The organism is Herbaspirillum camelliae (genome assembly GCF_001929405.1).
Classification (GTDB): domain Bacteria; phylum Pseudomonadota; class Gammaproteobacteria; order Burkholderiales; family Burkholderiaceae_D; genus Herbaspirillum; species Herbaspirillum seropedicae.
In genome coordinates this window covers 586,034-599,732 of sequence record NZ_KV880769.1, presented here as the reverse complement: position 1 = coordinate 599,732, position 13,699 = coordinate 586,034, and the positions used below count along the sequence as shown (strand labels likewise).

Here is a 13,699-nt window from a genome sequence, read left to right as displayed (position 1 = left end):
CGCCGCCATGCTGAACCTTGCCGAATACCGCCAGCGACCCGCGTTGCTGGCCGACTGGCTGCCCTGGGCCGGACTGGTGGCACCGGGTGTCGTCTTGAACAAGGACGGCAGTTTCCAGCGCACGGCCCGGTTTCGTGGGCCGGACCTCGACAGTGCGACGCAGAGCGAGCTGATCGCCACGTCGGCGCGGCTCAACAATGCGCTGCGCCGTCTGGGTTCAGGCTGGGCGCTGTTCATCGAGGCCGAGCGTCGCGCGGCCGCCGACTATCCGCACGCCGAGTTTCCCGAGCCGCTGTCCTGGCTGGTGGACGAGGAACGCCGCGCAGCATTCGAGGAATCGGGTAATCACTTTGAGAGCGGCTATCACCTGACATTGATGTACCTGCCGCCCGAGGAGTCGCGCGTCCGCGCGGCAGGGATGCTGTACGAAAATCGACCCACCGAAGGCGTGGACTGGCGCGAGCGCCAGACGGCCTTCGTGGCAGAGACGGATCGCATCTTCGACCTGCTCGATGGCGTCATGCCTGAGATCGCATGGCTTGATGACAGCCTGACGCTGACCTACTTGCACGCGACCATTTCGACGCGGCGCTATTGCGTGGGCGTGCCCGAGGTGCCGTTCCACATCGACACGCTGCTGACCGATTCCGCGCTGGTCGGTGGCCTGGCACCTATGCTGGGCAACCAGCACCTGCGGGTGGCGTCGGTACGGGGTTTCCCGACTTCGACCTGGCCGGGGATGTTGGACGACCTCAACCGCCTGGGCTTTGCATATCGCTGGAGCACGCGCTTTCTGTGCCTGGACAAAGCCGAGGCGGAAAAGGAACTCGCCCGCCTGCGCCGTCAGTGGTTCGCCAAGCGCAAGAACGTCATCGCACTGCTGCGAGAGACGATCTTCCAGCAGGAAAGCCCGCTGGTCGATACCGACGCCAACAACAAGGCCGCAGACGCCGATGCCGCCTTGCAGGAACTGGGCAGCGATCAAGTCGCGTTCGGCTACCTCACCGCCACGGTTACGGTGCTCGATGCCGACCCCGCCGTGGCCGACGAAAAGCTACGCAGGGTGGAGCGCGCCATCCAGGGACGCGGGTTCGTCACCATCCCTGAAACACTCAACGCCGTGGATGCGTGGCTGTCGTCCATTCCCGGCAATGCCTACGCCAACGTGCGCCAGCCCATCGTCTCGACGCTGAACCTGGCGCACCTGATGCCGGTGTCGGCGGTGTGGGCTGGCCCGGAGAAGAACGACCACTTTGACGGCCCACCGCTGATCGTCACGCGTACCGATGGCGCGACGCCGTTCCGGCTGGTCACGCACATCGGCGACGTGGGCCACACGCTGGTCGCGGGCCCGACTGGCATGGGCAAGTCGGTCTTGCTCGCCACGCTGGCGATGCAGTTCCGCCGTTATCGCGGCTCACGCATCTTCGCCTTCGACATGGGGCGCTCGATGCGAGCCACGATTCTCGGGCTGGGCGGCGAACACTACGACCTCGGGATGGATGGCGAAATCGCCTTCCAGCCATTGGCACGCATCGACCGCGAGGGCTACCGCACCTGGGCCGCCGAATGGATTGAAGGCCGTCTGCGACACGAAGGCGTGGTGGTCGGCCCGGACGAGAAAGCGTCCATCTGGTCGGCGCTGGGCAGCCTTGCCGGTGCACCGGTGGAGCAGCGCACGATGACGGGACTGTCCGTGCTGCTGCAATCGAACGCGCTGCGCCAGGCGCTCGCACCGTATGTGCTCGGTGGCGCCCACGGCAAGCTACTGGATGCGGATTCCGACCGTCTGGGTGCCGGCTCGGTGCAGTGCTTCGAGATGGAAGAGCTGATGCACAGCAAGGCCGCCGTCATGGCGGTGCTGCATTACCTCTTTGCGCGCTTCGATGAGCGCTTTAACGGCGCGCCCACACTGTTGATCCTCGATGAAGCGTGGCTGTTCCTGGGCGACCCGGTATTCGCCGCACGCATCCGGCAGTGGCTCAAGACGCTGCGCAAGAAGAACGTCAGCGTCATCTTCGCCACGCAGTCGCTCGCGGACATCAAGGATTCGAGTATCGCGCCCGCGATCATCGAAAGCTGCGCCAGCCGCATCTTCCTGCCGAACCCGCAGGCGACCGAGCCGCAGATTCGCACGATCTACGAGGGTTTTGGCCTGAACTCGCGCCAGATCGAGATCGTCGCCACGGCGCAGCCCAAGCGCGACTACTACTACCAATCCCGTTTCGGAAATCGCCTGTTCGACCTCGACCTGGGGCCGGCGGCGCTGGCCTTTGCGGGCGCTTCCACGCCGCAGGACCAGCGTGACATCGACAGCGTACTGCTGGATGCCGGCGTGCCCGGCTTCGCGGGCGCCTGGCTGCGCCATCGCGGTCTCGATTGGGCAGCCGACCTGCTGCCATCGTTCCCCGGCTTCACGCCGGGCTCCTTCCGTTCCACTGACCACCCCCTGGAGAACCGGCCATGAAGATCGGTGCGCTTTCCATGTCGCTCGCCGTCGCGCTGTCGGTATCGCTGCTGACCGTGCAGTCCGCAGCCGCCATCACGGTGTTCGACCCCGCCAACTTCGTGCAGAACACGCTGACCGCCGTTCGCACGCTGGAAGAAATCAACAACCAGATTCGCCAGCTCCAGAACGACGCGCAGATGCTGATGAACCAGGCCCGCAACCTTGCCAGCCTGCCGTCCAGTGTGGTCAGCCAGTTGCGCGTCAACCTGGCTACAACCGAGCGGCTGATCGTCCAGGCTCGTGGCTTGGCGTACGACGTGACGAACCTCGATCAGGAATTCGCGCGCCTGTATCCCGAGCAGTACGCCGCCACCGTGAGCGGCGATCAGATGGTTCGCGATACGCAAGCGCGGTGGAAGAACACGCTCAACGGCTTGCAGACCACCATGCGGATGCAGGCGCAGGTGTCGCAGAACTTGAGCGAAGACGAAAGCGTGTTAGCCGACCTCGTCCGCAAGAGCCAGTCGGCCCAAGGCTCACTGCAAGCGATGCAGGCCATGAACCAGTTGCTGGCCTTGCAAGCCAAGCAGTCGATCCAGTCGCAGCGGCTGCAGATCACGCAGGATCGGGCCGCCGCACTGGAGCTGGCGCGGCAGGCGGCGGCCACGGAGCGTGGGCGAGAGGTGACCCGCCGCTTCCTGGGCAGTGGCACGCCGTACACGCCGCAGTCCGTCGATTTCTACAACCACTGACGAGGTGCGGCCATGAAGTACGCACCTGTCCTGTTCGCTTTCGCGTCCTTGCTGTCCGGCTGCGACCGGCCGCTGTCGGTGGAGGCACTGGCTGCCGATCCGTCCCGGCTGCACACGCTGCGCGTGCAATGCCGCGCAGGCGAGCACGACGGCGCGTTCTGCGCGCAGGTGGCACAGGCGGATCTGCGGCGCTTTCTCTCCGGCAATGCCGGCCCCGGCGAGTACCAGACGCTGGCTGACCTGCCGCCGATCCCGCCCAGCTTCGATGAACCCACCGATGGCAGTGACGCAATGGCCCTGCCTGGGCAGAAGGACTCGCCATGAACGACGTGACGGTCATCGACCGCTTCCTCGATACCTTCTCGCGTTACATCGACTCGGGCTTTGGCCTGCTGCACGGCGAGGTCGCGTTTCTGACCGCCACGCTGATCGTCATCGACATGACGATCGCCGGGCTGTTCTGGGCAATGGGCCATGCTGCCGGCCAAGGTGAGGACGTGATCGCCAAGCTGATCCGCAAGGTGCTGTACGTCGGTGCCTTCGCCTACATCATCGGCAATTTCAACGGGCTGGCAGGCATCGTGTTCCGCTCGTTCGCGGGCCTTGGCCTCACGGCCAGCGGCTCGACCTTAAGCATGGGGAACTTCCTGCAGCCGGGTCGGCTGGCCAAGGTCGGCATCGACGCCGGGGCCCCGATCCTGCAGCAGATCAGCAACATGGCGGGCTTTCCCGAGGTGTTCGTGAACCTCACGCCCATCGTCGTGATGTTCCTCGCCTGGCTGATCGTCATCCTGAGTTTCTTCGTGCTGGCGATCCAGCTCTTCGTCACGTTGATCGAGTTCAAGCTGACCACGCTCGCCGGCTTCGTGCTCGTGCCGTTCGCACTCTGGAACAAGACCGCGTTCCTGGCCGAAAAGGTGCTGGGCAACGTGGTGTCCTCCGGCATCAAGGTCCTGGTGCTGGCGGTGATCGTGGGCATCGGTTCTGGTTTGTTTGCCGAGTTCCAGGTGCAGCCGGCCGAGCCGTCCATCGACCATTCGCTCGTCGTCATGCTGGCCGCGCTGACCTTGTTGGCTTTGGGCATCTTCGGTCCGGGCATTGCGACCGGGCTGGTATCGGGCGGCCCGCAGCTCGGCGCAGGCGCGATGGCTGGGGCTGCACTGGGCGCGGCTGGCACTGCCGTGGCGATCGGCGCGGCGGCCACGGGCGTCGGCAGCGCCGTTGCGGCGGGCGCGCGCATGGCACCGGCGGCGGCCAAGCTGGCCGGCAGTGGTGCACGGGCCGCCGCTGGGACCGCGAGCAGCGCGAAATCAGCGTTCCAGACCGGCTCCGCTTCGGCTGGCGGCGGCTTCAAGGGCGCTGCCGCTGGCGTGGGCCATGTCGCCAAGACCGGCGCGCAGGCCGCCGGACAGAAGGTGGCGCAAGGTGCGCGCTCGATCCGAGACCGCGCTGCCGCCGCGTTCAGCGCCGACGCGCCTGCATCCGCGCCCACAACAGGCAGCGCTGCCCCCGGCGGCGATACGCCGCCAGCAGCCCCCCAGGAGCAACCGGCCTGGGCCAAGCGCCTGCGCCGACGCCAGCAGCTCACCCACGCCGCCACAACCGCCGCCCACACGCTGCGCGGGGGTGACGGCGGCAGCGCAAGCCAGGGGCCGAGCTTGCGTGATGCCGATGCCTGATCGTCAAGGAGAACTCTCATGCGATTCAAACGACCGCAGGTGCGCTATGCCGACACACCGCAACCTGCCACCCCGTATCAAGCCGCCGCCCAGGTCTGGGACGAGCGTATCGGCTCTGCCCGCGTGCAGGCGAAGAACTGGCGCTTGATGGCCTTCGGCTGCCTGACGCTCGCGCTGCTGATGGCCGGCGGGCTGGTGTGGCGCTCGGCGCAGTCCATCGTCACGCCCTATGTGGTGGAGGTGGACAACGCAGGCCAAGTGCGCGCCGTGGGCGAAGCCGCCACGCCGTACCGGCCCAGCGATGCCCAGGTGGCCTATCACCTGGGCCGCTTCATCGGCCTGGTGCGCTCGCTGTCCATCGACCCGATCGTCGTCCGACAGAACTGGCTCGACGCCTACGACTACACCACCGACAAGGGCGCCGTGGTGCTCAACGACTACGCCCGCACCCATGACCCGTTCGCGCGCATCGGCAAGGAGTCGGTCACGGTGCAAATCACCAGCGTGACCCGCGCCAGTGACACGTCATTCAACGTGCGCTGGACGGAGCAGCGCTTCGTCAACGGCGCCGCCGCCGGCACCGAGCGCTGGAACGCGGTGATGTCCATCGTGCAGCAGACCCCACGCACCGAACAGCGCCTGCGCAAGAACCCACTGGGCATCTACGTCAACGGGCTGTCGTGGAGCCGCGAACTGGATTCTTCTGAAGGAGCCAAGCCATGAAAATACTTTTCCGTAAATCCGCTTTGCCGTTGATCCTGCTTGCCTTGGCAGGCTGCGCCTCGCAGGGCACGCCGCCACCGTCCATCTCGCTCGATGAACCCGTGCAGGCCCAGCCGATCCCGGAGCCGCCCGCACCGGTGGAAGTGGTCAACGTGCCCGAGCCGCTGGCGTTGCCGGCGCAGTTGAAGCCATTGCCCGAGGGTGAAGGCGCCAAGGCTGTACCGGAACCGGCCGACGAGAAGGTGCGCGTTGCGCGGGCCAATACGGAGGCCCGCGTCGCGCCCACGCGGGAGGGCTATGTCAATGCGATTCAGGTCTGGCCCTTCACCGATGGCGCGCTGTATCAGGTCTATGCGGCCGTGGGCCGCGTGACCGTGATCGCGCTTCAGCCGGGCGAGGAGCTGGTGACGGTGGCCGCCGGCGACACGGTGCGCTGGATCGTGGGTGACACATCGAGCGGCAGCGGCGATGCGCTGCGGGTCAATGTGATGGTGAAACCCATCCGCTCGGGATTGAAGACGAATCTGGTCGTCACGACCAGTCGGCGCACCTACCTGCTCGAGCTGACCTCGACCGACAAGACATGGATGGCCTCCGTGTCCTGGGAATACCCCAAGGACAAGATGCTGGCCTTGCAGCGCCAGGCGCAGGCCGCGAGCGCGGCTGCACCAGTGGACTCAGGGCTGTCACTGGAGAAGATCCGTTTTCGCTACGCGATCAGCGGCAGCAACCCACCGTGGAAACCGCTGCGCGCCTTCGACGACGGCGACAAGGTCTATATCCAGTTCCCAGCGGGCATTGCACAAGGCGAACTACCGCCGCTGTTCGTGATCGGTGCGCAGGGCGACGGACAACTGGTGAACTACCGATTCCGCTCGCCGTACACCATCGTCGATCGCCTGTTCGGCGCGGCCGAACTGCGCCTGGGCGGGGACAAGGGCGATGTGGTGCGGATCGAGCGCACGGATGGCGTGGCGCGGAGGAACTGAGCATGAGCCAGAACGATATCCCCGACCCCACTGCGCCCCATGCGGGCAAGGTCGCGCCCGAGTCGGTGGCGCTGCGCGCGCAGCCGCGCTCGGTGACTCGATTGAACCGGCGCACGCTGGCGATACTGGTAGGCAGCCTATCGGTTGCCGTGCTTGGTGCGACGATCTGGTCGCTGCAACCACACCGACGCGGCGCGGGCGAGCAGACCGAGCTTTACAACGTCGATCGCGTCTCCAAGTCTGAAGGGCTGGACGCGCTGCCGGCCGACTACTCGAAGCTGCCGCCCAAGGTGCCCGAGCTGGGGCCGCCGCTGCCGGGCGATCTCGGCCCGGCCATCGTGGCCTCGCAGCAGCCGGTGACACCGGCCTATGCGCCGCCAGGCCATGATCCCGAGGATGCCTTGCGCAAGGAGGCGGACGCGGCGGCGGCGTCATCGGTGTTCTTCCGCTCGGGCCAGCAGGGCAAGGCGGCAGCCCCGGCCGTAGCCCAAGTAGCTGCGGCTGCGCCCGGCAACGCTTTGGCGGGCCTCGACCCGCTGGCGGCCGGGCCGGCCTCAACGGCGGCCCAGCCCACCGACCCAACCGCCACGCAAAACAGGCAAGACCAGAAAGAAACTTTCCTGAAAGGCGGTTCTAAGGAAACCCGTAATTCCGGCAACCTGCAAATGCCTGCCTCGCCGTATCAGGTGATGGCCGGAACGGTAGTCGCTGGCGCACTGGTGACGGGCATCAAGTCGGATTTGCCGGGCGACGTGATCGCCACGGTGACTGAGCCGGTCTATGACACGGCCACAGGCAAGTTCCTGCTGATCCCGCAAGGCTCAAGCCTCCTGGGCAAATACAACAGCCAGGTCAGCTATGGACAGAGCCGGGTTCAAGTGGTGTGGAACCGCATCATCCTGCCGGACACATCCTCGCTGACGCTCGACAACCTGGCTGGCACTGATCCGGCCGGCTATTCCGGACTGGAAGACGGTGTGGACTACCACTGGAACCGCATCGTCGCCGGCGCGGTGCTGACCACGCTGCTGGGCGTGGGCGCCGAGCTGGTTGCCCCGGAGAACCGCCAGGACGGCAACCGCATCGTCATCGCCGGGCGCGACAGCGCCCAGGACAGCGTTAACCAGGTCGGCCAGGAGATGACCCGGCGCAACATGAACATCCAGCCGACGTTGACCGAGCGACCGGGCCTGCCGGTTCGCATCATCGTCAATCGCGATCTGGTGCTGCGGCCGTACCAGCCACTGTTCTTCAACAAGGGGGCGATGCGATGAGCACAACCAAGAAACTGCGGCTTGGGCCGCTGCCCAAGCTGGAGTCCACGAAGCTGACCTTCGCCTGCCCGGCCAGCTTGAAGGCCAACCTCGACCGCTACGCCGCGCTGCATGCGCAGGCCTATGGCGAAACGGTCGATGCGGTGACACTGATTCCGCACATGCTGGAGGCGTTCATCGCGGGCGATCGGGGATTCAATAAAAAAGAAAAGGCCGCGCTTGCAGCCGGACTCCGACCTAATGTGTGATCAGGAGCGTGTCCTCCGATGTCTTCCTGGCTCAACGCCAGCCATTGCCATTCGAGTGGGCTCTGCGTCATTCCGCCACCGGGCACCGGTGCCCAAGGTGCATCACGAGAGCGCTGGTCCGCCGGACGTGCACAGCCGCATCACCCGGTTCGCACACCCGTCTGCTCGACCCCATCCAGCCAGCGCGACATCACGTCACGTGCGGCACGCCGTAGGGCCACGCCGTGCGCCTGTGCCTTTTCGCGTAACTCGCGTGGATCGATCTGCGCTTGCCCTAGCTCACAGGCATGGCCTACCAGCCATTGCTCCAGCGCTGCCGGATCGGCTTCCAGATGGAACTGAAGGCCCAGTACGGCGTTACCCATCGAGAAGGCCTGGTGCGCGCACGTGGGCGTGCGGGCCAGATGCAAGGCCCCGTTGGGGATGTCGAATTGGTCGCCGTGCCAATGCAGCACTGGTACGCCGTCTAGCGCCGTCAGCGGGGAGGAGTGGCCTTCGGGGGTGAGCGTCAACGCGCCGAAGCCGATCTCCTTGATGCCCATCGGCGCGACACGCGCACCCAGTGCCCGGGCGATAAGTTGGGCACCCAGGCAGATACCCAGCATAGCGCGCTGGCTACCCAAGCGCTGGCGAATCAACTCGACCTCGTTCGCAATGAACGGATAGCAGGCATCGTCGAACGCGCCGATCGGTCCGCCGAGCACCACCACTAGATCGGGCGACAGCACGTCCAGCGACGCGAGGTCATTGATCGCCGCATCGACGTAGCGCACCGCATAGCCGCGTTCACGCAGTAGCGGCTCCAGCGTGCCGAGGTCTTCGAAGTGGACGTGCCGAATGGCGAGGACCGTGCGATTCATGGGTTTGTACTTTCAAAAGAGGGGTTGGAAGAAGCACCCGGCCAGTAGTCACTGTCGGGAGTACTGCGCGCACCAAAGATGGCCTGGCCGACCCGCACGACGGTGGCGCCTTCTTCGATCGCCACCTCGAAGTCGCCGGACATGCCCATGGACAGCTCATCCAAACCGACAGTGGGGGGGACATCCTGCCGTAGCCGGTCGCGCAGCGTGCTCAACCGCGCGAAGCAGGCGCGTACGCGGGCGGTGTCTGCTGAGAATACCGCTAGTGTCATGAGCCCTCGCACCCGCAACGCGCCGAAGACCGGCAAGGCCCGTAGGAAACCGGGCACCTCGTCCGGGGCCAGTCCAAACTTGCTGGCTTCGCCCGACGTGTTGACCTGCACGAACACGTCCAGCGACCGGCCTTGGGCCTGCAAATGGCGGTCCAACGCCTCGGCGACGCGCAGGCTGTCCAGTGCCTGGAACTCCGTGGCGAAGCGTGCGACCCGCTTGGCCTTGTTGGTCTGCAGATGGCCGATTACCGACCAGCGCAGATCGGAGAGATCGGCCATCGCCTCCCACTTGCCATGCGCCTCCTGCACCTTGTTTTCACCTAGCAGGCGGCAGCCCGCCACATAGGCAACCCGGAGGCGAGCCACGTCCACGGTCTTGCTAACCGGCAGCAGTCGAACGCTGGCAGGATCGCGGTCCACGCGGGCGCAGGCGGCGGCAATGCGGTCTCGCACGACAGCGAGGTTGTACCGGAAGTCTTCCACCGATTCTGCGCGAGGCCAGCGTCCATGCCGAAGGCCGTCCACCGCATCGGCGGTATGGGGATGAGAGCTGCAAGTCATGTGAGAAATCGTCAAAATATTCTACAATTTGTCCTAGGACAAATTTATCATGCCGGGAGCCATTCATGCAAATTAAAGGTGAGACCGCATCCGACATCTTCGACAGCGTGCGTGCCCTGGCGCGCGGCGGCGACCTGTTGCCGGGGCAGGCCCTGCCCACGGTGCGCTCGCTAGCTGCGACGTTGGGCGTGAATCGCAACACCGTGTCGCTGGCCTATCAGCGCTTGGCGGCGGCCGGGGTGGCTGTGACCCAAGGGCGGTTGGGTACGGTGATCTGTGAGCCGGCCGGTTCCGACGAACAAGAGGGCGTGCCTCCCGACTCTCCCTTGGCGGACTTGTCCAGTGGCAACCCGGCCCCGGCCTGGCTGCCGGACATTGGCGCCGCGATGCCCGGTCGGGTTTATCAGTCACGCCTGTACGGCGAGCCGCCCATCGGCCCCGCACTCGACACCCTGGGTCACCATTGGCTGGCCCCCGATTCGCGGGACGGCCTGGCCTTGAACCTGACCCACGGCGCCGTGGATGCCGTGGAGCGGCTGCTGGCCACTTACCTGGTGGCCGGCGACCGCGTGGCCGTGGAAGACCCCTGCTTTCTGGGCAGCATCAACACCTTGCGCACGCAGGGCCTGCAGGCGGTGGGGGTGCCGATGGATGGCGAAGGCATGCAGGCATTGGGCTTGGAGCGCGCCTTGGCGCAAGGGGCGCAGGCTGTCATCGTCACGCCCCGCGCGCAGAACCCGACCGGCTGCAGTCTGAGCCCGGAACGCGCGCAGGCGCTGCGCGAGGTACTCGCCCAGCATCCGCACGTGTTGGTGATCGTCGATGACCATTTTTCGCTGCTATCGACGATGGAGTACTACAGCGTGCTGCCGGCGAACGCGAGGCGCTGGGCGCTGGTGCGGTCGGTGTCCAAGATGCTCGGGCCGGATCTGCGGCTGGCCTTCGTGGGCAGTGACGGACAGACCGCGGACCGACTGCGTCTGCGACTGTCCGGCGGTACCACCTGGGTCAGCCATCTGTTGCAGGACGCGGTGTCGGCCTGCCTGTCGTCAGCCAAAGTCGGCGCGCAGATCCAGCAGGCGCGGGATGACTACGCGCGGCGCCGGTTGGGGATGGCGGCAGTTTTACAGGCACGGGGATTACGGTGCAGTTTGCCCGCCGATGGGCTCAACCTGTGGTTACCGCTGCCGCACAGTGGCCAGGCCGTGGTCTCGGCCATGGCGCTCAGGGGCTGGTTGGTGCGAGCCGGGGATGCCTTCGGGATCGAGACACCGGCGCATGGCCTGCGCATTACGGTGTCCGGCCTGGAGCAGAACGCGTTCGACACGTTCGGCGATGCGCTGAGGCAAGTGATGGACGCGATGACCGGCTGACCGACCCGCCACGCATTCGTTGACACCGCTCTGCACGCACGTCAGCCGGCAATGGGTCGCCGGGAGCGCAAGGCCACCGCGACGGAGCGTTTACCTGCCGCCGCTCGTACCCAGAAAGTCGTGCCGATGCAGGTGCAACCAGGCTTCCATGTCGGTGGACTGGAAGTGTTGTAACGCTACTATTGGCGGGGCGTAGCGCGCCGGCGTCGGCGTCGTCGAGGTCCGCTTCCACCCATTCGACTTGCGCCGATGGGAACCGGTGCACGCGTGACAGGTCACGCACCAGCGTGCGAACCGGTAAGCCGCGCGCCAGTTCGGAGGGATGATGATGCTTATGTCTGGCGCTCTTGCAGACGAATCTAAAGCCTCAGCAGTGAGTTCACGAAGCTCATCACCAAGAATCGGCGTTCGATCGTGAAACGTTCGCTGACCCCGGCATTGAACTATTGCGAAACTCAAAGTGGACGCGGCAAGTGCTGTTTGTTTACGTCTTCTTCAACGCGCTCCTGCTTGCGCTCCCGACGCTCCTATGCGGCACCTAGCCCATGTGGGCGTCCTCGTCCCAAACGGCAAAAGGTAGAGTCAATCGGTTATCCCGTCACGGGTTTACGCCAAAGTGCGATGATCACAAAATGCTTGACGCCGGACATTTTTTATTGCGGCGGCTCGCCGCGCCACTGGTCATGGCTGTGCTCACGCTCCATGGCCTGGCGATCGCCGGCGAACATGGCTTCCAGTTCCTCGCGCGCCTGCACGGCCATGGACACCATCTGCGCCTGGTTCTTGTAATGCGGATAGAGCGCCTCCAGGGTCTTGAGGTTGTGGGCGCGGAACTTCATGGCCGCCTCGCGCGCGCGATAGGCGCCGAAGTCCAGCTGCTGCAACACCTGGCGGCCCATGTGCAGGGCGCTCTCGAAGGTCTCGCGCTCCAGCACCGTGACGCCGCGATCCATCAGGTCGTAGTAGTGGGTGACATTGCGGGCGCGGGCGGCGATCTGCAGGTGCGGGAATTCCTCGCGGACCTTGTCCACCATCTCCAGCGCCGCCTGCGCATCGTCGATGGCGATCACCAGCACGCGCGCCTTGTCCGCCCCGGCGGTGCGCAACAGGTCGATGCGGGTGGCGTCGCCATAGAAGACCTTGAAGCCGAACTTGCGCAGGAAATCGATCTGGTCCGGATCATGGTCCAGCACGGTCGCGCCGATCCCATTGGCCGCCAGCAACCGCCCGATGATCTGGCCGAAGCGGCCGAAGCCGGCGATGATGACCGCATGGTCCTGGGGATCGATCTTGTCCTCGGGGCGGCGCTTGCCGCCTTCCATCCAGCGCACCAGCAGACGGTCATGCACCAGCAACAGCAGCGGCGTGACCAGCATCGACAGCGCCACGACCACCACCAGCAGCGACGAGGTCTCGGGCGTGAGCACCTTGGCCGTGACTGCCGCGCCGAAGACGATGAAGGCAAATTCCCCGCCCTGCGAGAGCAGGAAGGCAAAGAACAATTGCTGCCCGCGCGGGATGCCGAAGCAGCGTCCCAGCGCCCACATCACGCAGGTCTTGATGGCCAGGAAACTCAGCACCATGCCGAGGATGCGCCAGGGCTGGGCGAAGAAGACGCCGAAATCCACCGACATGCCCACGGCAATGAAGAACAGGCCCAGCAGCAGGCCCTTGAAGGGTTCGAGATCGCTTTCCAGCGCGTGGCGATATTCGGAATCGGCCAGCAGCACGCCGGCCAGGAAGGTCCCCAGCGCCATCGACATCCCCACCGATTGCATCAGTAGGCAGGTGGCAATGACCAGCAGCAGCGCGAAGGCGGTGAAGATCTCGCGCATGTCGGTCTTGGCGATGATGCGCAGGATGGGGCGCATCAGCACGCGCCCGCCGAAGATCAGCAGCGCAATCACCAGCACCACCTGGCCTGCGTGCAGCCAGCCCTGTCCGCTGCCCTGGCTGGCCGCCACGCCCAGCAGCGGCACGGCGGCCATCATGGGGATGGCGGCGATGTCCTGGAACAGCAGGATGGAAAAGGCCGCTGAACCGGCCGGCGTGGCCGTGAGCTTGCGCTCGCCCAGGGTCGCCAGGGCGATGGCGGTCGACGACAGCGACATCCCCAGCGCGGCAATGAGGCCGATGCGCCAGGGCACGCCAGCGGCCAGCGCCGCCGCCAGCAAGGCCAGCGAGACCGCCGCGACCTGGATGCTGCCCCAGCCGAAGATGGAACGGCGCAAGGCCCAGAGCCGCTTGGGGTCGAGTTCCAGACCGATCAGGAAGAGCAGCAGCACCACCCCGAATTCCGAGAATTCGAGAATGTGCTTGACCTCGGTGATCAGCCCCAGCCCCCACGGACCGATGACGATGCCGGCCAGCAGGTAGCCCAGCACGGCGCCCAGCCCCAGGCGCTTGGCGATAGGCACGGCGGCCACCGCCGCGAGCAGATAGACGAGGGCGATGAGCAGTTGTTCATCCATGGGCAGTTCCAGTCGTGGGCGTGAAGAAGGGCAGGTGGGGCAGGCGTG

12 protein-coding genes are annotated in these 13,699 nt (G+C 65.8%); 9 read left to right on the top strand and 3 right to left on the bottom strand.

What is annotated here, in order from left to right; translation table 11 throughout:
- Positions 1–7: 7 nt before the first annotated feature.
- The 8 genes from trbE to BGK68_RS02665 are packed head-to-tail and all read left to right on the top strand — an operon-like array spanning position 8 to position 8,114.
- Positions 8–2,467 (top strand): conjugal transfer protein TrbE, encoded by a 2,460-nt coding sequence (trbE, locus tag BGK68_RS02700; protein WP_075255821.1) that lies wholly within the window; start codon positions 8–10, stop codon positions 2,465–2,467.
- The gene (gene trbJ / locus BGK68_RS02695; protein ID WP_075255820.1) at positions 2,464–3,201 is read left to right on the top strand and encodes a P-type conjugative transfer protein TrbJ; all 738 of its coding nucleotides are present in this window, start codon (positions 2,464–2,466) and stop codon (positions 3,199–3,201) included. Before trbE ends, trbJ begins: the two co-directional genes overlap by 4 nt.
- 12 nt (positions 3,202–3,213) lie before the next feature.
- Complete coding sequence (locus BGK68_RS02690; protein WP_075255819.1) at positions 3,214–3,525, top strand: hypothetical protein; 312 nt, start codon at positions 3,214–3,216, stop codon at positions 3,523–3,525.
- The gene (gene trbL, locus BGK68_RS02685) at positions 3,522–4,880 is read left to right on the top strand and encodes a P-type conjugative transfer protein TrbL (RefSeq protein ID WP_075255818.1); all 1,359 of its coding nucleotides are present in this window, start codon (positions 3,522–3,524) and stop codon (positions 4,878–4,880) included. The genes BGK68_RS02690 and trbL overlap by 4 nt, the downstream gene beginning before the upstream one ends.
- Positions 4,881–4,898: 18 nt before the next feature.
- Positions 4,899–5,603: a conjugal transfer protein TrbF gene (gene trbF / locus BGK68_RS02680; protein WP_075255817.1), complete on the top strand. Its 705-nt coding sequence runs from the start codon at positions 4,899–4,901 to the stop codon at positions 5,601–5,603.
- Positions 5,600–6,592 (top strand): P-type conjugative transfer protein TrbG, encoded by a 993-nt coding sequence (trbG, locus tag BGK68_RS02675; protein ID WP_075255816.1) that lies wholly within the window; start codon positions 5,600–5,602, stop codon positions 6,590–6,592. The genes trbF and trbG overlap by 4 nt, the downstream gene beginning before the upstream one ends.
- A 2-nt stretch (positions 6,593–6,594) precedes the next feature.
- A complete protein-coding gene (locus BGK68_RS02670) occupies positions 6,595–7,866 on the top strand; it encodes a TrbI/VirB10 family protein (protein ID WP_075255815.1) in 1,272 nt (423 codons plus the stop codon).
- Positions 7,863–8,114: a DUF2274 domain-containing protein gene (locus BGK68_RS02665; RefSeq protein WP_075255814.1), complete on the top strand. Its 252-nt coding sequence runs from the start codon at positions 7,863–7,865 to the stop codon at positions 8,112–8,114. The genes BGK68_RS02670 and BGK68_RS02665 overlap by 4 nt, the downstream gene beginning before the upstream one ends.
- A gap of 140 nt (positions 8,115–8,254) precedes the next feature.
- On the opposite strand, the gene BGK68_RS02660 is transcribed toward BGK68_RS02665, so the two are convergent.
- Positions 8,255–8,974, bottom strand: a complete 720-nt coding sequence (locus tag BGK68_RS02660) for a glutamine amidotransferase (protein WP_075255813.1) — start codon at positions 8,972–8,974, stop codon at positions 8,255–8,257.
- A complete protein-coding gene (locus BGK68_RS02655; protein ID WP_075255812.1) occupies positions 8,971–9,807 on the bottom strand; it encodes a YggS family pyridoxal phosphate-dependent enzyme in 837 nt (278 codons plus the stop codon). Before BGK68_RS02655 ends, BGK68_RS02660 begins: the two co-directional genes overlap by 4 nt.
- Before the next feature lie 65 nt (positions 9,808–9,872).
- Between BGK68_RS02655 and ptsJ the strand changes: the two genes are divergently transcribed.
- Complete coding sequence (gene ptsJ / locus BGK68_RS02650) at positions 9,873–11,180, top strand: MocR-like B6 salvage transcription factor PtsJ (RefSeq protein ID WP_075255811.1); 1,308 nt, start codon at positions 9,873–9,875, stop codon at positions 11,178–11,180.
- Positions 11,181–11,833: 653 nt separating this feature from the next.
- On the opposite strand, the gene kefC is transcribed toward ptsJ, so the two are convergent.
- A complete protein-coding gene (gene kefC / locus BGK68_RS02645; RefSeq protein WP_075255810.1) occupies positions 11,834–13,651 on the bottom strand; it encodes a glutathione-regulated potassium-efflux system protein KefC in 1,818 nt (605 codons plus the stop codon).
- Positions 13,652–13,699: the final 48 nt, after the last annotated feature.

Bases quoted from the DNA above. Each gene is read 5' to 3' on its own strand.
- BGK68_RS02665 (WP_075255814.1), top strand. From the start codon at position 7,863: ATGAGCACAACCAAGAAACTGCGGCTTGGGCCGCTGCCCAAGCTGGAG.
- kefC (WP_075255810.1), bottom strand. From the start codon at position 13,651: ATGGATGAACAACTGCTCATCGCCCTCGTCTATCTGCTCGCGGCGGTG.
- BGK68_RS02660 (WP_075255813.1), bottom strand. From the start codon at position 8,974: ATGAATCGCACGGTCCTCGCCATTCGGCACGTCCACTTCGAAGACCTC.
- BGK68_RS02655 (WP_075255812.1), bottom strand. From the start codon at position 9,807: ATGACTTGCAGCTCTCATCCCCATACCGCCGATGCGGTGGACGGCCTT.
- trbF (WP_075255817.1), top strand. From the start codon at position 4,899: ATGCGATTCAAACGACCGCAGGTGCGCTATGCCGACACACCGCAACCT.
- trbE (WP_075255821.1), top strand. From the start codon at position 8: ATGCTGAACCTTGCCGAATACCGCCAGCGACCCGCGTTGCTGGCCGAC.
- BGK68_RS02690 (WP_075255819.1), top strand. From the start codon at position 3,214: ATGAAGTACGCACCTGTCCTGTTCGCTTTCGCGTCCTTGCTGTCCGGC.
- trbL (WP_075255818.1), top strand. From the start codon at position 3,522: ATGAACGACGTGACGGTCATCGACCGCTTCCTCGATACCTTCTCGCGT.
- trbG (WP_075255816.1), top strand. From the start codon at position 5,600: ATGAAAATACTTTTCCGTAAATCCGCTTTGCCGTTGATCCTGCTTGCC.
- ptsJ (WP_075255811.1), top strand. From the start codon at position 9,873: ATGCAAATTAAAGGTGAGACCGCATCCGACATCTTCGACAGCGTGCGT.
- trbJ (WP_075255820.1), top strand. From the start codon at position 2,464: ATGAAGATCGGTGCGCTTTCCATGTCGCTCGCCGTCGCGCTGTCGGTA.
- BGK68_RS02670 (WP_075255815.1), top strand. From the start codon at position 6,595: ATGAGCCAGAACGATATCCCCGACCCCACTGCGCCCCATGCGGGCAAG.